The organism is Gemmobacter lanyuensis (genome assembly GCF_014652355.1).
Taxonomy (GTDB): Bacteria; Pseudomonadota; Alphaproteobacteria; order Rhodobacterales; family Rhodobacteraceae; genus Gemmobacter; species Gemmobacter lanyuensis.
Map to the genome: position 1 here is coordinate 375,074 of NZ_BMYQ01000001.1, position 23,153 is coordinate 398,226.

Annotated in this window: 25 protein-coding genes; 7 read left to right on the top strand and 18 right to left on the bottom strand. The window is 65.4% G+C overall.

Annotated elements, in window-relative coordinates; translation table 11 throughout:
* Window positions 1–21 precede the first annotated feature (21 nt).
* Together ocd and rocF are read right to left on the bottom strand one after the other, a co-directional pair.
* Entirely contained in the window at window positions 22–1,080 is a 1,059-nt protein-coding gene (gene ocd, locus IE101_RS01795) for an ornithine cyclodeaminase (protein ID WP_189632085.1), read from the bottom strand.
* Window positions 1,081–1,089: 9 nt separating this feature from the next.
* Window positions 1,090–2,016, bottom strand: coding sequence for an arginase (rocF, locus tag IE101_RS01800; protein ID WP_189632086.1), 927 nt, complete (start codon window positions 2,014–2,016; stop codon window positions 1,090–1,092).
* A 109-nt stretch (window positions 2,017–2,125) separates the two neighbouring features.
* Here rocF and IE101_RS01805 point away from each other — a divergent pair, with 109 nt between their 5' ends.
* The 4 genes from IE101_RS01805 to IE101_RS01820 all read left to right on the top strand — a co-directional run bounded on the left by IE101_RS01805 (window position 2,126) and on the right by IE101_RS01820 (window position 6,029).
* A complete protein-coding gene (locus tag IE101_RS01805) occupies window positions 2,126–2,557 on the top strand; it encodes an Lrp/AsnC family transcriptional regulator (RefSeq protein WP_189632087.1) in 432 nt (143 codons plus the stop codon).
* A gap of 205 nt (window positions 2,558–2,762) precedes the next feature.
* A complete protein-coding gene (locus IE101_RS01810) occupies window positions 2,763–4,733 on the top strand; it encodes a heme lyase CcmF/NrfE family subunit (RefSeq protein WP_189632088.1) in 1,971 nt (656 codons plus the stop codon).
* A 4-nt stretch (window positions 4,734–4,737) separates the two neighbouring features.
* Window positions 4,738–5,190 (top strand): cytochrome c-type biogenesis protein, encoded by a 453-nt coding sequence (locus IE101_RS01815; RefSeq protein ID WP_189632089.1) that lies wholly within the window; start codon window positions 4,738–4,740, stop codon window positions 5,188–5,190.
* Between the two features lie 65 nt (window positions 5,191–5,255).
* On the top strand, window positions 5,256–6,029 hold the full coding sequence (locus tag IE101_RS01820) for an enoyl-CoA hydratase-related protein (protein ID WP_189632090.1): 774 nt from the start codon (window positions 5,256–5,258) through the stop codon (window positions 6,027–6,029).
* A gap of 40 nt (window positions 6,030–6,069) precedes the next feature.
* Here the strand turns inward: IE101_RS01820 and ilvN are convergent, their stop codons facing one another.
* Window positions 6,070–6,630: an acetolactate synthase small subunit gene (ilvN, locus tag IE101_RS01825; protein ID WP_189632091.1), complete on the bottom strand. Its 561-nt coding sequence runs from the start codon at window positions 6,628–6,630 to the stop codon at window positions 6,070–6,072.
* A gap of 75 nt (window positions 6,631–6,705) precedes the next feature.
* A complete protein-coding gene (locus IE101_RS01830; RefSeq protein ID WP_189632092.1) occupies window positions 6,706–8,472 on the bottom strand; it encodes an acetolactate synthase 3 large subunit in 1,767 nt (588 codons plus the stop codon).
* Window positions 8,473–8,550: 78 nt separating this feature from the next.
* On the opposite strand from IE101_RS01830, the gene IE101_RS01835 reads away from it, so the two are divergent.
* Window positions 8,551–8,844 (top strand): hypothetical protein, encoded by a 294-nt coding sequence (locus IE101_RS01835; protein WP_189632093.1) that lies wholly within the window; start codon window positions 8,551–8,553, stop codon window positions 8,842–8,844.
* A gap of 60 nt (window positions 8,845–8,904) precedes the next feature.
* Here the strand turns inward: IE101_RS01835 and IE101_RS01840 are convergent, their stop codons facing one another.
* From IE101_RS01840 to IE101_RS01880, 9 genes are all read right to left on the bottom strand, one after another.
* Window positions 8,905–9,741, bottom strand: coding sequence for an arginyltransferase (locus IE101_RS01840; protein ID WP_189632094.1), 837 nt, complete (start codon window positions 9,739–9,741; stop codon window positions 8,905–8,907).
* 133 nt (window positions 9,742–9,874) lie between these two features.
* Window positions 9,875–10,336 (bottom strand): RDD family protein, encoded by a 462-nt coding sequence (locus IE101_RS01845; RefSeq protein ID WP_189632095.1) that lies wholly within the window; start codon window positions 10,334–10,336, stop codon window positions 9,875–9,877.
* 80 nt (window positions 10,337–10,416) lie between these two features.
* On the bottom strand, window positions 10,417–10,878 hold the full coding sequence (locus IE101_RS01850; RefSeq protein WP_189632096.1) for a DUF2852 domain-containing protein: 462 nt from the start codon (window positions 10,876–10,878) through the stop codon (window positions 10,417–10,419).
* A 115-nt stretch (window positions 10,879–10,993) separates the two neighbouring features.
* Complete coding sequence (locus IE101_RS01855) at window positions 10,994–11,347, bottom strand: DMT family transporter (protein WP_189632715.1); 354 nt, start codon at window positions 11,345–11,347, stop codon at window positions 10,994–10,996.
* The gene (locus IE101_RS01860) at window positions 11,347–11,901 is read right to left on the bottom strand and encodes a TetR/AcrR family transcriptional regulator (protein ID WP_189632097.1); all 555 of its coding nucleotides are present in this window, start codon (window positions 11,899–11,901) and stop codon (window positions 11,347–11,349) included. Before IE101_RS01860 ends, IE101_RS01855 begins: the two co-directional genes overlap by 1 nt.
* 76 nt (window positions 11,902–11,977) lie before the next feature.
* The gene (locus tag IE101_RS01865; protein ID WP_189632098.1) at window positions 11,978–12,445 is read right to left on the bottom strand and encodes a YbaK/EbsC family protein; all 468 of its coding nucleotides are present in this window, start codon (window positions 12,443–12,445) and stop codon (window positions 11,978–11,980) included.
* Between the two features lie 96 nt (window positions 12,446–12,541).
* Complete coding sequence (locus tag IE101_RS01870; RefSeq protein ID WP_189632099.1) at window positions 12,542–13,099, bottom strand: RSP_2648 family PIN domain-containing protein; 558 nt, start codon at window positions 13,097–13,099, stop codon at window positions 12,542–12,544.
* The gene (locus IE101_RS01875) at window positions 13,099–14,292 is read right to left on the bottom strand and encodes an RSP_2647 family RNA methyltransferase (protein WP_189632100.1); all 1,194 of its coding nucleotides are present in this window, start codon (window positions 14,290–14,292) and stop codon (window positions 13,099–13,101) included. The genes IE101_RS01870 and IE101_RS01875 overlap by 1 nt, the downstream gene beginning before the upstream one ends.
* Before the next feature lie 70 nt (window positions 14,293–14,362).
* The gene (locus IE101_RS01880) at window positions 14,363–15,040 is read right to left on the bottom strand and encodes a DUF6778 family protein (protein WP_189632101.1); all 678 of its coding nucleotides are present in this window, start codon (window positions 15,038–15,040) and stop codon (window positions 14,363–14,365) included.
* A gap of 247 nt (window positions 15,041–15,287) precedes the next feature.
* On the opposite strand from IE101_RS01880, the gene edd reads away from it, so the two are divergent.
* Both edd and eda read left to right on the top strand, forming a co-directional pair.
* Complete coding sequence (gene edd, locus IE101_RS01885) at window positions 15,288–17,093, top strand: phosphogluconate dehydratase (protein ID WP_189632102.1); 1,806 nt, start codon at window positions 15,288–15,290, stop codon at window positions 17,091–17,093.
* A 48-nt stretch (window positions 17,094–17,141) separates the two neighbouring features.
* Complete coding sequence (gene eda, locus IE101_RS01890; protein ID WP_189632103.1) at window positions 17,142–17,783, top strand: bifunctional 4-hydroxy-2-oxoglutarate aldolase/2-dehydro-3-deoxy-phosphogluconate aldolase; 642 nt, start codon at window positions 17,142–17,144, stop codon at window positions 17,781–17,783.
* 194 nt (window positions 17,784–17,977) lie between these two features.
* On the opposite strand, the gene IE101_RS01895 is transcribed toward eda, so the two are convergent.
* Genes IE101_RS01895 through IE101_RS01915 form a run of 5 tightly spaced genes read right to left on the bottom strand, consistent with a single transcriptional unit; the run spans window position 17,978 to window position 23,145 of the window.
* Entirely contained in the window at window positions 17,978–18,247 is a 270-nt protein-coding gene (locus IE101_RS01895; protein WP_189632104.1) for a hypothetical protein, read from the bottom strand.
* Window positions 18,237–21,032, bottom strand: a complete 2,796-nt coding sequence (locus IE101_RS01900; RefSeq protein ID WP_189632105.1) for a [protein-PII] uridylyltransferase family protein — start codon at window positions 21,030–21,032, stop codon at window positions 18,237–18,239. The genes IE101_RS01895 and IE101_RS01900 overlap by 11 nt, the downstream gene beginning before the upstream one ends.
* Before the next feature lie 41 nt (window positions 21,033–21,073).
* Complete coding sequence (locus IE101_RS01905; RefSeq protein WP_189632106.1) at window positions 21,074–21,766, bottom strand: M48 family metallopeptidase; 693 nt, start codon at window positions 21,764–21,766, stop codon at window positions 21,074–21,076.
* 27 nt (window positions 21,767–21,793) lie between these two features.
* Window positions 21,794–22,975, bottom strand: a complete 1,182-nt coding sequence (locus IE101_RS01910; protein WP_189632107.1) for a vWA domain-containing protein — start codon at window positions 22,973–22,975, stop codon at window positions 21,794–21,796.
* A gap of 5 nt (window positions 22,976–22,980) precedes the next feature.
* Complete coding sequence (locus tag IE101_RS01915; RefSeq protein WP_189632108.1) at window positions 22,981–23,145, bottom strand: hypothetical protein; 165 nt, start codon at window positions 23,143–23,145, stop codon at window positions 22,981–22,983.
* Window positions 23,146–23,153: the final 8 nt, after the last annotated feature.

The window sequence follows — 23,153 nt, forward strand, 5'->3', positions numbered from 1 at the left end:
GGGGTGCCCCGCCCGGTTGCGTCACGCCGCGAGTTCCGCCTGGGCGCGCAGGATCATCCCGAACAGGTCGCGCGGATCATCCGGATCGGCGATCATGTCGAGGTCCTGGAACAACCCCGAGGCCCGCAGCCGCGAATGGACATAGCGCAGGGCGCTGAAGTCCTCGATGGCGAAGCCCACGCTGTCAAACAGCGTGATGGCCTTGGCAGTGCTGCGGCCCGGTGCGGCGCCGGTCATCACCTGCCAAAGTTCGGTTACCGGGTGATCGGCGGTCAGCTGCTGGATCTCGCCCTCGATGCGGGTTTGCGGCGGGTATTCGACAAAGATTTCCGACCGCAGCAGGATGTCGCGGTGCAGTTCGGTCTTGCCCGGGCAATCGCCCCCGACCGCGTTGATATGCACGCCACTGCCAACCATGTTGTCGGTCAGGATGGTGGCCAACTGCTTGTCAGCGGTGCAGGTGGTGATGATCTGGGCGCCAAGGATGGCCTCTTCGGCGCTGCGGCAGGACACCACGGTCAGCCCGCGGCCTGCCAGATTGCGCGCGCATTTCGCGGTGGCGGCGGGGTCAATGTCGTAAAGCCGCACTTCTGTGACGCCGCAGACGGCCTTGAAGGCCAGCGCCTGGAATTCGGCCTGTGCGCCATTGCCGATCATCGCCATGGTGGTGGCGCCCTTGGGCGCCAGCCATTTTGCCGCCAGCGCGCTGGTCGCGGCCGTCCGAAGGGCGGTCAGGATCGTCATCTCTGACAACATCAGCGGATAACCCGTTGCCACGTCAGCCAAAAGCCCGAATGCGGTAACGGTCTGAAGCCCCTTTTTCATGTTCGACGGATGGCCGTTCACATATTTGAACCCGTAGGTTTCCCCATCCGAGGTGGGCATAAGCTCGATCACGCCGATATCGGAGTGGCTCGCCACGCGCGGGGTCTTGTCGAACAGCGGCCAGCGGCGGAAATCGGCCTCGATCTCGGCGGCAAGCTCCACCATCATGCGTTCGACCCCGATGTGAAGAACGAGGCGCATCATATTGTCAACGCTGACAAAAGGGACAAGCGCGTTGCGGGAGGGGGCGGTCATTTCAAATCCTCAGGTAAAGCTGCGGGTCGGGCGGTCGAACACCTTCTTGCCCATGAGCGATCCGACCAGATCGACCATCAGGCGGGCGGTGCGGCCGCGTTCGTCGAGAAAGGGGTTCAGCTCCACCAGGTCGAGCGAGGTGACGAGGCCGCTTTCATGCAGCAGCTCCATCACCAGATGCGCCTCGCGGAAGGTGGTGCCGCCGGGAACGGTGGTGCCGACAGCCGGGGCGATGGAGGGGTCGAGGAAATCGACATCGAGGCTGACATGCAGCAGCCCCCCGGCTTCGCGCACCTTGGCAAGGAAGGCGCGCAGCGGCGCGACGATCCCCTGTTCATCCAGCACGCGCATGTCATTGATGGCGATGTCGTGGCGCAGCAGCGCCTCATGTTCCGCCGGATCGACCGAGCGGATGCCGTAAAGGCAGATGTGGCTTGCGGGCAGCGGCGCCGGGAAGGGTGGGAAGGCGTCAAACCCCTCACGGCCGGCGATATAGGCAACCGGCGTCCCGTGAAGATTGCCGCTGGTGGTGGTGAGCGGCGTGTGGAAATCGGAATGCGCGTCAAGCCAGAGCAGGAACAGCGGCCGACCAAGGCGTCGGGCATGGGCCGCAGCCCCCGCAACCGACCCCAGCGCCAGCGAATGGTCACCGCCCAGAATGATCGGCATGCCGCCCTGGGCCAGCGCGTCCTCTACCGTTTCGCGCAGCCGTTCTGTCCAGCCGAGCGTGGCGGGCAGTTGGTCCACCGCCGGGTTCGGGCAGGCCGCCGCGGGCAGATCACCCAGCGACAGATCCCCCCAGTCGGTCACGCCATGGCCGAGATCGCCAATCGCCTGTGCCAGCCCCGCCACGCGATAGGCCGCAGGCCCCATGAGACAGCCGGGCCGCCGTTGGCCGGAATCGATCGGGGCGCCAATGAGGATGGTCTGGGTCATTCGTCTCTCCTGTTCCGGAAAAGCATCTTGCCGGGTTGCGGCAGGTTCCAGCGGCATTATGATCGGAATGTAACAGGGTTTTTCCGAAACGGCGGAGAGAGTTGTCGGAATGGATGATATCGACCAGCGGATGATCGCCGAATTGCGGCGCGATGGGCGGGCCTCGCTTTCGGAATTGGCCGAGCGGCTGGACCTGAGCCGCGCAACCGTGCGCGCCCGGCTGGAGCGGCTGACCGCCAAGGGCGAGATCGCGGGATTTACCGTGGTCACGCGGGCGGATGTGACCTCGGCCCCGGTGCGGGGGCTGATGATGATCGGGATCGAGGGGCGGGGCGGCGAGAAGATCATGGCCCGGCTGACGGGCCTGCCTGCGGTGATGGCGGTGCATTCCACCAACGGGAAATGGGATCTGATCGTGGAACTGGCGACGCAGACCTTGCTGGAGCTGGACGAGGTGATTCACCGCATCCGCAACATCGAGGGGGTGATGACCTCGGAGACGAACCTTCTGCTCTCCACGCGCAAGGCGGGGCGGCGATAGGGGCAAAGAAGGGGGCTTTGCGCCCCCTCCCGGCCTGCGGCCGGTTCACCCCCGCAGGATATTTTTGCCAAGATGAAAGGGAGGCCGGCGCGCCCGGCTGTCCGTCGTCTGTCTGATTGTCGCAGGGGGGCGGGCGGTGCCTTTGGGTCATGGCGGCGGGGGCGAAACTGCCCTATGATCACGCCCGGAAACAGGAGATGCGCGCATGATCGTGGAACTGGGGCATTTTGCGCTGGTGCTGGCACTGGCGGTGGCCTTTGTGCAATCCAGCCTGCCGATGGTGGGGGCCTGGAAGCGCTGGGGGGGCTGGATGGCGGTCGGGGAACCGGCGGCGATCGTGCAGCTGATGCTGATCACGGTGGCCTTCGGGGCCTTGACTTATGCCTTTGTCACATCGGACTTTTCGTTGCGTCTGGTGGTGCTGAACAGCCATACCGACAAGCCCATGCTCTACAAGATTTCGGGGGTCTGGGGGAACCATGAGGGGTCGCTTCTGCTCTGGGTCTGGATCCTCGCTCTGTATGGTGCCTGCGCCGCAATCTTCGGGGGGCGGTTGCCCGCTACGCTGCGGGCGCGGGTGCTGGGGGTACAGGGGTTGGTGGGCTTTGCCTTTCTGGCCTTCCTTCTTTTTACCTCGAACCCCTTCCTGCGTCTGGCCGAGCCGCCCTTCAACGGTGATGACCTGAACCCGCTGCTGCAGGACCCGGGCCTCGCCTTCCATCCGCCGTTCCTCTATCTCGGCTATGTCGGCCTGAGCATGGCCTTCAGCTTTGCCATTGCCGCGCTGATCGAGGGGCGGGTGGATGCGGCCTGGGGGCGCTGGGTGCGGCCCTGGACGCTGGCAGCCTGGGTCTTTCTTACCATCGGCATCGCGCTCGGGTCCTGGTGGGCCTATTACGAGCTTGGCTGGGGCGGCTTCTGGTTCTGGGACCCGGTCGAAAATGCCTCGTTCATGCCCTGGCTTTTCTCGGCGGCGCTGCTGCATTCGGCCATCGTGGTGGAAAAACGCGAAAGCCTGAAGGCCTGGACCATCCTGCTCGCCATCCTCGGCTTCGGCTTTTCGCTGATCGGCACGTTCATTGTGCGGTCGGGCGTGATCACCTCGGTCCATGCCTTTGCCAATGACCCCGAGCGGGGCGTCTTCATCCTGATCCTGCTTGCGCTGTTCATGGGCGGGGCGCTCATGCTTTTCGCGCTGCGGGCCGGCACGATGGAGGCGAAGGGCATCTTCGCCATGGTCAGCCGTGAAAGCGCGTTGGTGGCGAACAACCTGCTGCTGGCGGTGGCCTCTTTCGTGGTGTTTGTCGGCACGATCTGGCCGCTGGTGGCCGAAATGCTCTGGGATCGCAAGCTCAGCGTCGGGGCCCCCTTCTTTGACGCGGCCTTTTCGCCCTTCATGATTGCACTTGCCCTTCTGTTGCCGATCGGGGCGATGCTGCCCTGGAAACGCGCGCAGACGGGCCGCATCCTGCGTCGGCTGATGCCGGTGGCTGTGCTGGCCTTTGCCGTGGCGGCGCTGGTCTGGTCGGTTCAGACCGGGCGCTCGGCGCTGGGGCCGGTGGGTGCGGCGCTGTCAGTCTGGGTTGTACTGGGGGCATTGGTCGATCTCTGGGGGCGCACCGGGCGTGATGGCTTCGGCACCCGTTTCGCCCGCCTCTGGCGCCTGCCGCGGGCCGATTGGGGCAAGGCCACGGCCCATGCGGGGCTGGGGGTCACGATCTTTGCCGTGGCCGCGATGACCGCTTGGGCGACCGAGGTCATCAAGGTTGTCCAGATTGGCGAGAGTTTTGACCTTCACGGCTACCAGGTGACCCTTGCCAAGGTCGAAGAGGTCGAGGGGCCGAACTACCTCTCGACCACCGCCACAATGGAGGTCCGCCGGAACGGGGATCTTGTCTCGGTGCTTTATCCGGAAAAGCGGGTCTATCCGGTGCAGGCCATGCCGACGACCGAGGCCGCGCTGGATTATGGCCTGCTGCGTGACATCTATCTGGTCATCGGCGATGCCCAGGCCGCGGGCGGATATGCCATCCGCGGCTACTGGAAGCCGTTTGCCAACTGGATCTGGTTCGGGGCCGGGCTGATGGCACTGGGCGGTCTTCTGTCGCTGTCTGACCGCCGCTATCGCGTGGCGGCAGGCGCGCGGCGCGTCCCGTCCATGGCCCCGGCGGAGTGACGCGATGAACCGTTTGACCATTGCCCTTTGCCTATCGCTTCTGACCACGCCGGTTCTGGCGGTGCAGCCCGATGAAATCTTGCCCGACCCCGCGCTCGAGGCGAGGGCGCGCGAGATTTCCAAGCTGCTGCGCTGCCCGGTCTGCCAGGGCGAAAACATCGACGATTCCAACGCCGACATCAGCCGTGACCTGCGGCTGATGGTGCGCGAACGGCTGCTTGCAGGCGATTCCAACGACGCGGTGGTGGATTATGTCGTGGATCGCTACGGCGAATTCGTGCTCTTTGAACCCCGCGCAACCGGGGCGAACCTGCTCCTCTGGCTGGCCGGGCCGGGGATGCTGATCCTCGGCGGCGGTATCGCCTTCCTCTGGGTTCGCAGCCGCCGCAACGCCGGCGCCCCTGCTGCCCTGACGCCCGAGGAAGAGGCCCGCCTGCGCGAAATCCTCAAGGAATGACGTGCCGTCCCGCTTGCTGCGACCGAAGGCAAAGCTAAGGTCGCAGCAGCACATGGGAGACAGCGATGAACCCGATCCTCTATGATCTGACCGCCGGGGTGGCGACGATCACCCTCAACCGCCCCGAGGTGATGAACGCCCTCTCGGGCGCTCTGCGGCGCGCGCTTCTGGAGGCGATCCGCCGCGCGGAATCCGAGGCGCGGGTGATCGTCCTGACCGGTGCCGGACGTGCCTTCTGTTCCGGTCAGGATCTGGCCGACGCCCAGGGCTTCGGTGCCGAAGTGCCCTTCGAGCAGCTGCTGAATGAGGAATATGTCCCGCTTCTGAATGCGATCTATGATTGCCCGCTGCCCACCATCGCCGCCGTCAATGGCGCGGCGGCCGGGGCGGGGGCCAATCTCGCGCTCGCCGCCGATGTGGTGATCGCCGCCGAAAGCGCCAGCTTTGTTCAGGCATTCACCCGCATCGGCCTGATCCCCGATGCCGGGGGCAGCTGGTGGCTGCCCCGCCAGATTGGCGCCGCCCGCGCCATGGGCGCCTGCCTCTTCGCCGACCGGATCACCGCCCGGCAGGCCGAAAGCTGGGGCATGATCTATGAAACGGTCCCGGATGCCGCATTCGCATCCCATATCGCCGCTCGCGCCGCCCATCTGGCGCAAGGCCCGACTGCGGCCTATCGCGCGGTGAAACAGGCGCTTCGGCAATCGCTCTCGAACGATCTGCCCACCCAACTCGCCCTCGAAGCCCAGCTTCAGGGCCAGGTCGGCCGCAGGCAGGACTTCCGCGAAGGCGTCGCGGCGTTCCTCGAAAAGCGGCCTGCCAAATTCACGGGGCGCTGAATCAAAAAGGCCCCCGGACGCACCGGGGGCCTTTCGCGTCTCACAGGCCGCGCGCCAGCGCTGCAACCCCGGTCCGCGCCACCTCGCGCAGCCCCAGGGGCCGCATCAGATCGGCAAAGGCGTCGATCTTGTCCGGCGTCCCGGTCATCTCAAAGACAAAGCTTTCCAGCGTCGAATCCACCACATTGGCGCGGAAGATCTCGGCCAGACGCAGCGCCTCGATGCGCGACTCGCCCTTGCCCGCGACCTTGATCAGCGCCAGCTCCCGCTGCACCGCCGGCCCCTCCACCGTCAGGTCATGCACCTCATGCACCGGCACCAGACGGCCCAGCTGCGCCTTGATCTGCTCGATCACCTGCGGCGTGCCGCGCGTCACGATGGTGATGCGCGACCGATGCCCCGCATGATCCACCTCCGCCACGGTCAGGCTGTCGATGTTGTAACCGCGGCCCGAAAACAGCCCGATCACCCGCGCCAGAACGCCGCTTTCATTGGCCACGATCACCGCTAGCGTATGGCTTTCGATCACCTCGGCATAAGGATCGCGGAGGTCATAGGCAGAATGGCTCGTCGAGCCTTTTTTGATGTTGAGCGCCGACATCCGGCCCTCCCTTCCATTTTCTGTCTGAAAATATCCCACGGGGGTCCGGGGGTGTGAAACCCCCGGTGCGACGACTTACACCAGAACGGCACCACCGGCCTTGATCACGCCCTGCGTCTCCGCCTCGCCCAGCAGCATCTCGTTATGCGGCTTGCCCGAGGGGATCATTGGGAAGCAGTTCTCATGCTTCTCGACAAGGCAATCAAAGATCACCGGGCCGTCGTAGCGGATCATCTCCATGATCGCGTCATCCAGATCCTTCGGATCCTCGCATTTGATGCCCTTGCAGCCAAAGGCCTCGGCAAGCTTCACGAAATCGGGCAGGCTCTCGCTCCAGCTGTGGCTGTAGCGCTCGCCATGCAGCAACTCCTGCCACTGGCGCACCATGCCCAGACGTTCGTTGTTCAGGATGAACTGCTTCACGGGCGCGCGGAACTGCATGGCGGTGCCCATTTCCTGCATGTTCATCAGCCAGCTGGCTTCCCCGGCAACATTGATGACCAGCGCTTCCGGATGGGCGATCTGCACACCGATCGAGGCGGGCAGGCCATAGCCCATCGTGCCCAGACCGCCGCTCGTCATCCAGCGGTTCGGCGCCTCGAAGCCCAGGAATTGTGCGGCCCACATCTGGTGCTGGCCCACCTCGGTGGTGATGTAACGGTCCATGCCCTTGGTCAGGGCTTCCAGGCGCTGCAGCGCATATTGCGGCTTGATGGTCTTCTCGCTCGGCTTGTAGTCGAGGCAATTGACCGCCTTCCATTCGGCGATCTGCTTCCACCACTTGGCAAGGCCCTCTTTGTTGACCTTCCGCCCGCGCGATTTCCAGATCCGCAGCAGGTCTTCCAGCACATGGCCCACATCGCCCACGATCGGCACGTCGACGCGAATGACCTTGTTGATCGAGGACGGGTCGATGTCGATATGCGCCTTCACCGAATGGGGGCTGAAATCCGCCACGCGGCCTGTGATGCGGTCATCGAACCGCGCGCCGATGTTGATCATCAGGTCGCAGCCATGCATGGCGAGGTTGGCCTCATAAAGGCCGTGCATCCCCAGCATGCCGAGCCAGCTCTTGCCGCTGGCCGGATAGGCACCCAGCCCCATCAGGGTCGAGGTGATCGGGAAGCCCGTGGCCTCGACCAGCTCGCGCAGAAGCTGGCTTGCCGCAGGGCCCGAGTTGATGACGCCGCCGCCGGTATAGAACACCGGACGTTCTGCGGTTTCCAACAGCTCGACCAGACGGGTGATCGCCTCCACATCGCCCTTCACCTTGGGCTGGTAATGCGGAACCTTGATCTTTTCCTTCGTCACATATTCCGAGGTGGCGAATTGCACATCTTTCGGAATGTCGATCAGCACCGGCCCCGGACGGCCCGAGGTCGCCACATGGAAGGCGGTATGGATGGTTTCGGCCAGCTGCGCCGTATCGCGCACCAGCCAGTTCATCTTGGTGCAGGGGCGGGTGATGCCCACGGTGTCAGCTTCCTGGAAACCGTCGGTCCCGATCATGAAGGTCGGCACCTGGCCCGACAGCACCACCAGCGGGATCGAATCGAGCAGCGCATCCGTCAGCCCGGTCACCGCATTGGTGGCACCGGGGCCAGAGGTCACCAGCGCCACCCCGGGTTTCCCGGTCGAGCGGGCATAGCCCTCGGCCATGTGGATGGCGCCCTGTTCGTGGCGGACAAGGACGTGGCGGATGTCGTTCTGAAGGAAGATCTCGTCATAGATCGGAAGGACGGCTCCGCCGGGGTAGCCGAAGACCACCTCAACCCCCTGATCCTTCAGCGCCTTCACGATCATCTTTGCGCCGGTCATGGCGCTCGCATTCGCCTTGGTCATCATTTCTTCCTTTTCGCCGCCTCGCCGCGGCCCGTTCGGGTCATGAAAAAGCCCCCGGAGCTTTCACTCGGGGGGCGCATGGTTGAACCGGATGGTCTGCCGTTACCGGCCCATGCGCCTGTTCCCTACGATGACAAGAAGCGAAGGCATTTCGCGTCTCCTTGGGCTTTATCCAGTGCGCCGGACATTATGGGCGCGCGTCGGGGTGGTCAATGGCAAATCGGCGCCAAAAGTGTCGCAGCTGGCCGAAAACTTGAACTTTTATTTCTTCTGGCGGGGTCGTTCCCGCAACAAGCGGAAAATCTGCTCCGCTTCTCTGCGATGCAATGGCCGATTCGGCCCTATTTGCCCCATCAGGGCCGCAGGCGATGACCCCAGACAGCAAAACGCCGCGCGGGTTTCGCGCGGCGGGTCGGCAGGGAAAAACAGGGATCAGTCCGTCATGGGGCGCGCTTCGGGAAGGGCGATCCGCGCCACCTGTTCGGCGATCGGATCGACCGAGAGGGGATGCAGCTCGGCCGTGTGATCCTCGGGGCTGCCGAGATCCTGCCACTGGCCGCCCTTGTAGATCTCCAAAGCGTTGAACCGGGCCTTGTAGCCCATCTTGCGGCTACCCGGCACCCAATAGCCGAGATACACATAAGGCAGACCGGCCTCGCGCGCGATCTGCACATGATCGAGGATCAGGAAGGTGCCAAGGCTGTGCTCCAGCAGGGCCGGGTCATAAAAGCTGTAGACCATCGACAGCCCGTCATCAAAGACATCGGTCAGGCTGACCGCGGCCAGCGGGCGGCCCTGTTCATCGCCTTGTGCGGGGCGCGAATATTCGATCACCCGCGACCGGATCGGCGTTTCCTCGATCATGGCCGCGAATTCGAAGATATCCATATCGGCCATGCCGCCATCGGCATGGCGATGGTCCAAGTAACGCCGGAAGAGCGCATATTGATCTTCCGTGGCCCAGGGGCTGGTGGCGTTGCGGCGCAGGTCGGCATTGCGGCGCAGGACGCGGCGCTGGGTCCGGTTCGGTTCAAAATCCGCAACCCGGATGCGTGCCGAAAGACAGGCCGAACATTCCGCGCAAGAGGGGCGGTAAAGCACATTCTGGCTGCGCCGGAATCCCTGCTTGGACAGCGCGTCATTCAACCGCTGTGCATGGTCGCCCTGCAAGGCCGTGAACAGCTTCCGCTCCATCCGCCCGTCCAGATACGGGCAAGGCTGCGGGGCCGTCACATAGAATTGCGGCGCAATGGGAAGGGTGTGTCTCATGTCCGAGCAGCAGGCCTGTTTGGCCGGAAGGTTAGCAAGCAGGGCGCCTGTCGCCAAGCGCCCTGAAGGGGAAATTCGGGGGGGATGGGCGGGAATTGGTACAATTTCCTGCCTTTTCGCGGCGAGGGTGCGGTTAGAACGCCCCGGCGCGCGGGCGGTTGATGGCCACAGTGCCCAGAACATGGTCGGTCAGGCCCTGCCCACGGGGCGAAAGCATCATCAGAAAGACCGATCCGAGCTGTACCAGAAGCGTTCCCACCGAGAGCGTATAGCCCAGCGTATGCAGCAGGGCATGGCCCAGATCAAAAGTCTCGCCGTAGCGGGTCAGGAACTGGATGTTCATCAGCCGCATCCCGGGCGTGGCCGACCGCCCTGCAAGCGTGAAGACACGGTAGAGAAAGCTTACCCCCAGATAGACCACCGGCAGGATAAAAAGGCTCACCCCCAAGGTCAGCACGACGATCACGGCCGTGATCAGCGCAATCAGGATGGTGTCGAAGATCCAGGCCATGCCGCGCTTGAAGGTCACGCCGGCATAGAATTCGGGCTGGCTGTAGGGGTCGGGCAGGCGGGGCAGGTCGGTCTGGGCGAACATCGGGGCGCACTCATGCTGGGGTGGGGGACGCGGAATTGGGCGGGGCAGGGGCCGGATCGGCCCCCGCCGGAAGGCACGGCTCAGGCCTGCGGCTCGCCCTCGGGGGCTTGCGCGGCGCGGCGGGCGCGGTCATCCATGAAGCTGTCGAATTCCTGCTTGTCCTTTGCATCGCGCAGACGCTGCAGGAAGCCCTCAAAGGCCTGCTGTTCATCTTCCAGACGTTTCAGCGTTTCGGCCTTGTAGGCGTCAAAGGCGCTGTTGCCCGAAGAGCGGAAGGCAGCCCGGTTGAAGGACGGGTGGCCGGCGTTGCGGTGACGGCAAAACATGCGGAAATCTCCATCTTTGCGGAAGGTTGACCCCTTGAACCGGCGGGTCACGATCATGAAGCCCAGAAGCGCCAGCCCGACGGGCCAGAACACCACAAAGCTCAGGACCATCGTGGCGATCCAGGCCATGCGGCCGCGATCGTCCAGCCAAGCCTCGGCCCGGCGCAAGAGGTTCAGGGGGCCGCCTGTCGCGGCTGCGGGGAAAGCGGTCTGCATTGCGGGTCTCCCGTTGGGGTTGCGTATGTGAATGTCTTTCACATGATGCAAGATGGGATGGCCCGCAGGGGCCTTCAAGGGTCGATGTAAAACATTTTTACATTCAGCGCCGCACCTAGTGCGGCACGCTTTTCGACAGCGTGTTGATGACCACGACCCCCGCGATGATCAGCGCAAGCCCCGCAATGGCCCAGAAGTCGAGCGTCTGGCGGAAGACCGCGAAATTCAGCGCGGCGATGAAGACGATGCCCAGCCCGCTCCAGAGCGCATAGACGATGCCCACCGGCAGGACCGAGGTGATGATCGCAAGGCAATAGAAGGCCACGCCATAGCAGGCGGCCATGCCCAGCGTGGGCAGCAACCGGGTGAATTGCGCGGTCTGGGCCAGCAGGGTGGTGCCCGCGACCTCAAAGGCGATGGCGATGGCGAGGATGGAATAGGTGGCGGTCGAGGTGGTGGGGGTAAACATCACGCAGCGCTCCGGGTCAGGGCGATCAGGCGGGTGCAGAGCGCCGCCGGGGGTTCGGGGCGGACCTGCCCCTGCAGGGTGGCAAGCCAATGCCCGTCGGTGGCCAGACGCACGATTTCCAGCATCGGGTGAACATCGGTCTCGCAATGACGTTCCAGCCGTCCGGCCATCCATTGCGCCCAGATGCGGGCCATGCCCGGATCGGTCACGGCCGAAATCGAAAGTGAGGTCCAAGGCGAAAGTCCACCTTCCGGGGTGAAGGTGCAGCGCACATAGGCGCGGGTGAAGGTGCCAAAGCCACCGTCATCTTCGGCAAGGGCGTGGTCGATGCCCTCGTCGATCCGGTCGATCAGATCGGCGCAGAGCGCCTCGATCAGCCCCTGTTTCGATCCGAAATGATGGAAAAGGGCGCCTTTGGTGACGCCCGCGCTGTCACAGACGGCGGGCAGCGACAGGGCTGAAAAGCCATGATCCATAGCCAGACGGGCCGCCGCATCCAGCAGGGCGAGGCGGGTTTGGTCGGGGGTTTTGGGGCGGCGATGGGCCTCGGACATGGGAACATTCCTTGCGGTATGTTTTTTCGCTAAGCCCTGTCGGGGCATCTGTCAAGAAAAATACCGCAGGGTATGTTCAGGCGGTGAAATCCGCAAGCTGTGCCCCGGTGATCCGCAGCAGATCTTGCGGAGCGATGGGGAAGATATGGCGCGGCGTGCCCGCGGCCCCCCAGATCACCGGAAACTCCAGCAGGCGCGGGTCGAAGAATTCGGGACTTGGGGTGAGATGGCCCACCGGGCTGACGCCACCAATGGCAAAGCCTGTCTCCTCGCGCACCAGCCGCGCCTCGGCACGGCCAAGGGGTTCGCCCGCCAGAGCCGAGGCTTTGGCGGTATCCACCTGATTGCCGCCTGCCGTGAGGAAGAGGTAAAGCCGCCCGCTGTCCTGCCCGGCAAAGAGGATCGACTTCACGATCTGGTCCAGCGCGCAGCCTGCGGCGGTGGCGGCGGCCTCGGCGGTGCGGCAATCGCCCATTTCAAAGGGTGTGATCTGCAAGCCCGCATCGGCGAGGGCGGATATCACGCGGGCAAGAGATTTGGACATGATCGGGCCTTGGCTTGGGGCGGGAACGGCCGGGGGGGCTGTCTGCCCCCCGGACCCCCCGAGGATATTTGTGCCAAGATGAAACCCGGATCGGGATCAGGGGGCAAGGCCCGGGGCGTCGATAACCTTGGCAAGCCGGTTCAGCCGGTTGCGCTTCAAGAGCGCATTCATCGAGACCGGATGGCCCGCCAGGCGTTCGGCATCGGCATGGGTGGCGCGAAGGGCGGTTTCGACGGTTTCGGGGGCGCGGGACCAGAGTTCCCACAGGAAGCCGTCGGGTTCGCGCCGGTCGATGCCTTCGGCGCGCAGGATATGGCCGGGGAAGTCTGCGGCATTGTAAGTCAGGATCGCGTCGGAGCCCGAGGCGATGGCGGTGGCCAGGACATGCAGGTCGTTCGGATCGGGCAGGATATGGCGCGCTTCGATATCAGGGCGGGCCGGGGTGCGGGCGCGGGGAAAGACCTCGGCCATGCGGGCGGCGTCCGCGGCGGCCTCATCCACCGCTTCGGGGCCGAGGCGGACGACCGCGCGCTGCCATTCGCCCAAGATGCGATCAGACCAGACGGGTTCATAAAGCCCCGTCCGGGCGAGCCGGAGGAGGATCGCCCGCAGCACGCTGGGAAAGAGGACACAGGCGTCGAGGGTGACGCGCATCAATCCAGCCGGAAGAACAGCGATTTCAGATAGCCGCTTTCGGCAAGCTGCGGCAGCAGCGGGTGGTCCGGCCCGGCAAAGCCAGTGTGGATCAGCTGACCCCGCCGCCCGCCGCGCCCGATGCCGCGCGCGCTGGCATTGCGGAAGCTGGACAGATCGGCCGCATGCGAGCAGGAGCAGAGCACGAGATAGCCGCCGGGCGCGACAAGGGGGGCAGCCAGCCGAGCAATGCGTTCATAGGCACGCAGGCCGGCCTCAAGCGCGGGTTTGGCGGGGGCGAAGGCGGGCGGATCGCAGATCACAAGATCAAACTGCGCGCCCTCCTGGCCTAGCGTTTCCAGCACATCGAAGGCATCGCCCTGACGGGTGCTGAAGCGATCCCCCATCCCCGAGGCGCGTGCGCCTTCGGTGGCGAGCGTCAGGGCTGCGGCCGAGGCATCGACGGCCAGCGCCTGATCGGCTCCGCCTGCCAGCGCGGCAAGAGCAAAGCCGCCGACATGGGTAAAGACGTCAAGCACCCGGGCGCCGCGCGCAAGGCGTGCGGCAAAGGCATGGTTCGGGCGCTGGTCATAGAAGAGGCCAGTTTTCTGCCCGCCCATCAGATCGGCCATATAGGTCGCGCCATTCATCGGCACCGGGATCGGGGCGGACACACCGCCCGAGAGGACCACGGTTTCCTCGGCCAGGCCTTCCAGGCTGCGCGACCGGCCGGTGCCGTTCTTGATCACCGTGCTGACACCCGTCACCTGACGCAGGGCAGCGGCAAGGGCGTCGATGTGATCTTCGGCCCAGGCGGCATTGGGTTGCACCACCGCCGCATCGCCGAAGCGGTCGATCACCACGCCCGGCAGGCCATCGGCCTCGGCATGGACCAGACGGTAGAAGGGGGTGTCGAAGAGGCGGGCGCGCAGGTCCAGCGCGCGCTGCAGGCGGGCAGCGAACCAGGCCTGATCGATCACCGCCTCGGGGTCGCGGTCCAGCATCCGCGCGATGATCTTCGATTTCACATTGACGGTGACAAGGCCCAGCGGGCGGCGCTCCCCATCTTCCAGCACGGCGAGCGCGCCGGGGGCGAGGCCCTGGGTGCGCCGATCGGTGACCAGCTCATCTGCATAGACCCAGGGAAAGCCATGGCGGATGGCGCGGGCTTCGGCCTTGGGTTTCAGGCGAACGGTGCGGCGGTCTTCGGTCATCGGATCACTTATTGAAAAGGGGCGCGCGATGCCCCCCTCTAGCCTGTTCCGGTCGCGCCGGAAACCCCAGTCAGTTGACGCGGGCCACCGTGGTGGTCGCAGGCGCCGCATTCTGCGACACGGCCGGGGCTTCGGGCATCTTCATGCGAACGGGTTGTGCCAGTTCCTGGCGGATGACCTGCGCCACATGTTCGGTGATAACCACCCGCATGGTGCGGCCGGCCTGTTCCTCGGCCACGGCGCGAGACCCGCCCGCGCCCTTCACATCGGCCACCACGGGCCGCGGTCCATCCACCACGGCGCCGGTGGCCGTGTCGCGCACTGTCAGGATGAAATGCACCGAATGCGTGCCGCCAATGGTGTAGCGGGTCTTTTCGGTCAGCGAATGGAAGCGCGTCATTTCGACCTCGACTGTCACGGGGCGCCCGCTGTGCAGGCTGGCCACACCACGGTTCAGCCCCTCTTCCATGATCGACTTGACCTGTTCATGGCGATTGCCGGGGGCATCGCCGCGCCAGACGATATCGGCCAGCGGGTAGAACATGTTCGCCTCGGAGACGCGGAGCGTTTCCGGCACGCTGACCTTCACCGCCGTCACATCGTAATTCGGCTGAATCACGCCAGGGGCACCTTTCGTTGCAACCGACAAGGTGCCTTCAAGCGGCAGGTTCCGGCTGGTGGGGCTGACACAGCCTGCCACAGCAAGGGTTGCCGTCAGAAGGGCAAAAGCACGAATCGTCTGTTTCATGTCATCCTCCGGGGGATCCGGTTGTCTGCCCCTTGGATGCCCGTCAATCTTGACGCAAATTGGATGATATGCGTCAAAGGTCTGGGCATTTCATGATATAAGTATGGCGGACCCGCCTTGGCATCGCCCTTGGCGCCCCGTTCCCCCCTGTGGTGGTGCCATGTTTCGCCCATCGGGGCAGGAAGGGTTGTTAGCGCTAACGGTTCCTGCTATTCTTAGCGACAAGCCGCAGTAAACGGAGCCCGCCATGACGCTCAACGCCACCATCGCCCGCGTGACAGACCGCATTCGTGCCCGGTCCGAAGGGCCGCGGGGCGAATACCTCGCCCGGATCCGCGCCGCAGCGCTGGCAGGTCCGGCACGGGGCCATCTGGCCTGCGGAAATCAGGCCCATGCCTATGCCGCCATGGGCGCCGACAAGGCCGCACTTGCGGAGGGGCGCGCCCCGAACATCGGCATCGTCACCGCCTATAACGACATGCTGTCGGCGCACCAGCCCTATGAGGATTACCCCCGCCTGATCCGTGAGGCTGCGCGCCGTGCCGGGGCCACCGCACAAGTTGCAGGCGGCGTGCCCGCCATGTGTGATGGCGTGACGCAGGGCCAGCCGGGGATGGAACTGTCGCTGTTCTCGCGCGATGTGATCGCGCTGGCGGCGGGCGTTGCACTCAGCCACAATACCTTTGATGCGGCACTCTATCTGGGCGTTTGCGACAAGATCGTGCCGGGCCTGATCATGGCGGCGGCCACCTTTGGCCATATCCCGGCAGTTTTCGTGCCTGCGGGCCCCATGACCAGCGGCCTGCCCAATGATGAAAAGGCCAAGGTGCGTCAGCAATATGCGACCGGGGAAATCGGGCGCGACAAGCTGATGGAAGCCGAAATGGCCAGCTACCACGGCCCCGGCACCTGCACCTTCTATGGCACCGCCAATACCAACCAGATGCTGATGGAGTTCATGGGCCTGCACCTGCCGGGCGCAAGCTTCGTCAACCCCAATACCCCCCTGCGCGAGGCGCTGACGCTGGCGGCCGTCGAACGTGCTGCGGCGATCACTGCCCTCGGCAATGACTTCCGCCCCGCGGGCGAGGTGCTGGATGAACGGGCCTTCGTGAACGGCCTTGTGGGGCTGATGGCGACCGGCGGGTCCACGAACCTTGTGCTGCACCTGCCCGCCATGGCACGCGCGGCAGGGGTGATCCTCGATCTGCAGGATTTTTCGGAAATTTCCGATGTCGTGCCGCTGATGGCCAAGGTCTATCCGAATGGCTTGGCCGATGTGAATCATTTCCATGCCGCGGGCGGGCTGGGCTATATGATCGGCCAACTGCTGGACGCGGGTCTTCTGCACCCTGATGCCAAGACCGTGGCGGGCGACGGTCTCGCGCTTTACCGGCAGGAACCCAAGCTGATCGACGGCAAGCTGGGCTGGACGCCTGGCGCCGAAACCACGCTGAATGACCGTATCCTGCGCCCGGCAAGCGATCCTTTTGCCCGCACGGGTGGCTTGAAACAACTTACGGGCAATCTTGGCCGCGGGGTGATCAAGGTTTCGGCCGTGGCGCCCGAACGCCATGTGATCGAAGCTCCGGCGCGCATTTTCCATGATCAGGACTCGGTCAAGGCCGCGTTCAAGGCGGGGGACTTCACCTCGGATGTGGTGGTGGTCGTGCGCTTCCAGGGCCCGCGCGCCAATGGCATGCCCGAACTTCACTCGCTGACGCCGACGCTCTCGGTCTTGCAGGAACGCGGGCTGAAAGTGGCGCTGGTGACCGACGGCCGCATGTCCGGGGCCTCAGGCAAGGTACCAGCCGCCATCCATGTCTCGCCCGAAGCGGCGATGGGCGGCCCGCTGGCCCGCCTGCAGGATGGCGATATGGTGCGCCTTGATGCGGTGGCTGGCACGCTGACCGTGCTGGCCGTGGATTTTGAAACCCGCACCCCCGTCGTCGCCGATCTGTCGGCGAACCGTCACGGCATCGGGCGCGAAATGTTCGAGGCCTTCCGCCAGAACGTCGGCAATGCCACCGAAGGCGCCGCCGTCATCCTCTGATCCCGCTTCGGGGCGCGGCACCGGCCGCCCCCGCCTATAGGAGCCCCCATGACCCCCGCCGAAGCCTCTGCCAAATCGCTTGAAATCTGCCGTCTTGCCCCGGTGATCCCGGTCCTCGTGCTCGACGACCTCGCCTTCGCCGCGCCGCTTGCCCGCGCTTTGGTGAAAGGGGGCCTGCCAGTCCTCGAGGTCACGCTCCGCACCCCGGTCGCGCTCGACGTGATCCGCGCCATGGCCGAGGTCGAGGGCGGCGTCGTGGGCGCCGGTACGCTGCTGACCCCGGCCGATGTGAAGGCCGCCAAGGCCGCAGGCGCCACCTTCGGCGTCTCGCCCGGCGCTACCGACCGGCTGCTCGACGCCTGCGAAGACCATGACCTGCCGCTGCTGGCCGGCGCCGCCACCTGCTCGGAAATCATGGCCCTGCTGGAACGCGGCTATACCGTGCAGAAATTCTTCCCGGCCGAGGCGAATGGTGGCGCTGCCGCCCTTGCCGCCATCGGTGCGCCGCTGCCGCAGGTCACCTTCTGCCCGACCGGCGGCATCACACTTGCCAAGGCTCCTGACTACCTGAAACTCGCCAATGTCGCCTGCTGCGGCGGCTCCTGGGTCGCCCCCAAAGGGCTGATGCAGGCGGGCGACTGGGCCGGGATCGAACGCCTCGCCGCCGAGGCCGCGGCGCTTCCGCGCTGACCCTGGCCCGAACGACCCCAGCCCTAGCAGGCTCCCCCGAAAGGAGAGCGTGATCTAACTCCGCGGCCCCGCTCTCGAAGCCGCCGCAATGGGTCCCAGACCGCCCCTATTTTCTGTCTGAAAATATCCTCGGGGGGCGCCGCAGGCGCGCGGGGGCAGACAGCCCCCGTCCACATCCGCCATCCCGCACAGGTTCAGGCGCCGACGCGCCCCATGCGCCCGCCGCGCCGTTTGGCAACCGGGGGGGCGTCTAGGGCCGCGCGCAGCACGGCCGTCATCGGATGATCCTCCCGCCCCGGCGCGTAATGGCCGATCAACGCCGCCAGCGCCGGGCCGCTCTCGGCCCCGACCGGCAGGCTCAGCGCCCAGTCGATGAAGATCGAGCGGCATTCACCATCGGTGATCCCCTCGATGTTATAGCTTTCGCGCACCAGACCCTTGGGGTCCGCCTCTTCAAGCCGCATCCGCAACCCCTCCCAGATGGGCATCGATAACCGATGCCGCCGCGGCCACCGCCGCCTCGAGCCGCGCCGACAGGGCCTCACCATCCTCGGCGCCGGTTTCCCGCACCAGAAAAGCCCGCCCGCCTTCGCCCACCGTCGCCAGATCCAGCGTCCGGTCGGTCAGAAGGCGGCTTCCCGCCTGCAAACGCCAGAGCAACCTGTAGGCTTCCAGCAGGGTCTGCTCGTCGGAAACCGACAGAAACCCGCCTTTCACGCCCGCCCGCAATTGCTGTTCCACGCGCCGCGCGGGATCGGCCTGGCGTAGACAGGCGGTCTGGGCCAGAAGCTCGATATCCATCAGACGGCCCGCGCCATTCTTGGCCTCCCAGGACCCAGCCGGGGGCTTGGCCGCCTGCAGCCTTGTCCGCATCTCGGCCACGTCGGAAATCACCTTGGCGCCCGGCCCCTTAGTGGCCAGCACCGCACGCCGCACCGCCTCGACATCCGCTGCCAGATCGGCGCCGCCCGCCAGAACGCGCGCCCGCGTCAGCGCCAGATGTTCCCAGGTCCAGGCCTCATCCATCTGATAGGCGCGGAAACTGTCGATCGAGGTCGCAACCGGCCCCTGCCGCCCGGACGGGCGCAGCCGCATGTCCACCTCGTAAAGCCGCCCTTCGGGCATCTGCGCGGTGACAGCCGTCACCATGGCCTGCGTCAGCCGCGCGAAATAGGGGCGCGTGGCCAAGGGTTTGGCGCCTTCGCTCTGCTCCACCCCCGCGGCATCATAGATCACGATCAGATCCAGATCCGACCCGGCATTGAGCCGCCCGGCCCCGAGGCTGCCCATCCCCAGCACCACCGCGCCACGCCCCGGCGCGGGGCCGTGCTTGCGTTCAAACTCTGCACTGACCACGGGCCAAAGCGCCGAGATCACCGCCTCGGCCAGATCGGCATAGCTTTTCCCGGCCTCGAAGGCATCGATCAGGCCGCGCAGGTGATGCACACCGACGCGGAAGTGCCATTCCTTCATCCAGCGCCGCGCCATATCCAGCTTGCGCTCATAATCGGGGATTTCGACCATGACCGCCGTCAGGTCGGCGCGCAGCTGCGCCGTTCCGGGCCAGGCGGCCCAGAAGCTGCCGCCGATCACCGCATCCAGCACGCTTGCATTGCGGCTGAGGTAGCGGGCAAGGGCAGGGGTCGTGCCCGCGATGTCAATGATCAGATCGATCAGCACCGGGTTCGCCTCGAACAGCGAAAAAAGCTGCACCCCCGCCGGAAGCCCCGACAGGAACCCGTCCAGCGCCAGCAGCGCCTCATCGGGGTTGGCGGCCTTTTGCAGCGCCTTCAGCAGCGTAGGCCGTAGCCGCTTGAAGATCTGCATTGCGCGTTCCGACCGCAGCGCCGGATAGGCACGCCAGCCCTCGACAATCGCGCGGGCGCTTTCGGAAAGTTCCGGCCCGTCCTCGGCGGCGCCGGGGGCAAAGAATCCCTCGGTCAGCGCATCGGTGTGCTTCAGCCGGTCGAGCAGATCGGCGCGGAAGCGGTCCACATCGCCTTCACCGCAGAAATGCGCGATACGGGCGATGCCCTCGGCGCTGCCGGGCAGGTCGTGGGTCTGGGCATCGGCGACCATCTGGAGGCGATGTTCGATTTCGCGGTGGTGACGGTAGAGATCGGTCAGTTCGGCCGCGACATCGGGTGGCACCCAGCCCTTTTCGGCCAGCGCCGCAAGGCCCCCCACGGTGGTGCGGTCGCGCAGACCCGGATCGCGCCCCCCGGCAATCAGTTGGCGGGTCTGGGTGAAGAATTCGATTTCGCGGATGCCGCCGACCCCCAGCTTCATATTGTGGCCTTCCAGCGTGATCGGACCATGCAGGCCGCGGTGGTCACGGATGCGAAGGCGCATGTCATGCGCGTCCTGAATGGCGGCGAAGTCCAGATGCTTGCGCCAGACGAAAGGCGTCAGCGCCTGCAGGAACCGCGCGCCCGCCGCCAGATCGCCCGCCGCTGTGCGCGCCTTGATATAGGCCGCGCGTTCCCAGGTGCGGCCCTGCGCCTCGTAATAGGCTTCGGCCGCCGCCATCGAGATGCAGACCGGTGTCACGCTGGCATCGGGGCGCAGGCGCAGGTCGGTGCGGAAGACATAGCCCTCGCCGGTGATGTCCGACAGCAGCGCCGCCATCTTGCGGGTGACGCGGATGAAGGCCGCGCGGGCCTCTTGCCAGTCATCGACATAGCGGTCCTGATCAAAAAGACAGATCAGGTCGATATCCGAGGAATAGTTCAGCTCGCGCGCGCCGCCCTTGCCCATCGACAGGGCGAACATGCCGCCCGCGGTTTCGGCATCGTCCGGCGTGGCGCCGGGCAGCTTGCCGCGGCGGATTTCGTCGGCGACCAGCCGTTTCAGCGCCAGATCGACCGCCCGGTCCGCCAGATCCGACAGCGCCCCCGTGACCGATTCCAGCGTCCAGACGCCCGATACATCGGCAAGCCCCGTCAGCAACGCGACGCGCCGCTTGGCCTGCCGCAGCGCAGCCCCCAGCCCGTCCAGCGGCACGGCCGCCAGATCGTCCAGCACCTCAGCCATCGCCGCTTCGGGGGCGAGGGCCAGGGCCGCGCGAAGCCAGGCCTCTTCCCGCTCCATCAACCCTTTCAGATAGGGCGAACAGCCCGCCGTGCCTGAGATGACGCCCACCAGTTCGGGGGCAAGATCGGCAAACCGCTGGGCGGCATCCTGTCCGGCCGCCTTGTCAAAGGCGATGGGGGATCGGGTGAGGCGGGAGGCGAAAGGCGCATATGTCATGGCCCGACATTCGCCGCGTGCGGGCGCCGCGTCAACGCCCCTCAGGCGCTGACGGCTGCCTGCCAGCGGGCCTCATTCGCCTCGATCGCGGCGATGCGGTCGGCGCAGGACGGATGCGAGAGCAACCAGGCGGGCGTCGTGCCGCGATTGCCGGTCAGCCGGTCCAGTTTGCGGAAAAGCGATTTCTGCGCGGCCGTCCCGATCCCGGCCTTGATCAATAGGGCCGAGGCATAGGCGTCGGCCTCAAATTCATCCTTGCGCGAAATGCCCGCCATGACCGCCGAGGAAATCAGATTGGCGATCCAGATGCCGATGAAGGGCAAAAAGCGCGACAGCAGCGCCGTCAGCATCACGAAAACCGCATTGGCCCCGGTGAAATCGATCATCCGCCGTCGTGTGTGGCCAAGCGCCACATGGCCCAGCTCATGCGCGATGACGGCCGCCATTTCATCCGCCGTGACCTCGCCCCGCCGATATTGGCGCAGGAAACCTTCGGTCAGGAAGATGCGGCCATCGGGGGCGGCAAGCCCGTTCACCGGATCGACCTCGAATACATGGACCTCGATCTTCGGCAGATCGAGCGCCACGGCAATCCGGTCCACGGCGCGCAAGAGATCGGGGTCGCGCATAGGGTGCGACTTCTGGTCCAGCGTCCGGGCGGTCTGCCAGGCGGAGAAGCGATACATCACCAGCGCATAGGCCACGGCAAGGAGGATGGGGAAGAGGCTGCTCATGCCCGATATATGGGGGCAGGGTGGTCCCTAGCGCAATGCCTTGATGCCGCGGGTGATGCCTTCCAGCGTCATGGGCACCATCTGCCCACCGAAAATGTCGCGGATCAGACGGGTGGACTGGGTATGGGGCCAATAGGCCTCGGGCGCGGGGTTGATCCAGAGATGGTTCGGCCATTGCGTGCAGGCCCGTTCCAGCCAGACCTGACCTGCCTCGGGGTTCCAATGTTCATTTGCGCCACCTGGATGCAGGATCTCATAGGGCGACATGGCGGCGTCGCCCACGAAGATCGCCTTGTAATCGGGGCCATAGGTCCGCAGCACCTCCCATGTGGGGGTCTGTTCGTTCCAGCGGCGGGCATTGTCCGTCCAGACGCCTTCATAGAGGCAATTGTGGAAGTAATAGTGCCGCAGATGCTTGAATTCGGATTTCGCGGCGCTGAACAGTTCTTCCAGCACGCGGATGTAAGGGTCCATCGACCCGCCGACATCCAAAAACAGCAGCACCTTCACGGCATTGCGGCGTTCGGGGCGGGTCTGCACATCCAGATAGCCGTGATCGGCGGTGGCGCGGATCGTGCCGTCAAGGTCCAGTTCTTCCGCGGCGCCATCGCGGGCCCAGCGGCGCAGACGGCGCAGCGCTACCTTGATGTTGCGGGTGCCAAGCTCGACCTGATCGTCAAGGTTCTTGAATTCGCGCTTGTCCCAGACTTTGACCGCGCGCTGGTGGCGACTGGTCTCTTGCCCGATGCGGATGCCTTCCGGGTTGTAACCATAGGCCCCGAAGGGCGAGGTTCCGGCCGTGCCGATCCATGTGTTGCCGCCCTGATGGCGGCCCTTCTGTTCCTCAAGGCGCTTCCGCAAGGTTGCCATCAGCGCGTCGAACCCGCCAAGCGCGGCGATCTGGGCCTTTTCTTCCGGCGTCAGGTATTTCTCGGCCAGCTTTTCCAGCCAGTCGCGCGGCAGGTCGATCGCCTCCAGCACCGCCTCGGCCGGGATCGATTCGAGCCCCTTGAAGCTTTCCGCAAAGGCGCGGTCGAACCGATCCAGAAACCGTTCGTCCTTCACCATGGCGGTGCGGGCCAGGTAATAGAACCCCTCGGGGTCATAGGTAACCAGACCCGCGGCCAACCCTTCCAGAAACGCGAGATATTCCCGGAGCGAGACCGGCACCCCCACCCGTCGCAGCGTCTCAAAGAAGGGCAGGAACATCGCGATCAGATCATGCGTTCGATGTAGATCGTGAGGAACAGGCCCAGGATCCCGAAGAGGATCGCAAAGCCTGCGCCCCATTGCAGCATGTCGAGCTTGCTTCCGCCATGCTTGCGGGCCCGCAGCGCCCCCAGCAAAGCCCCGAAAACAATGGCGGTAATGACGATCATGTGCCTCT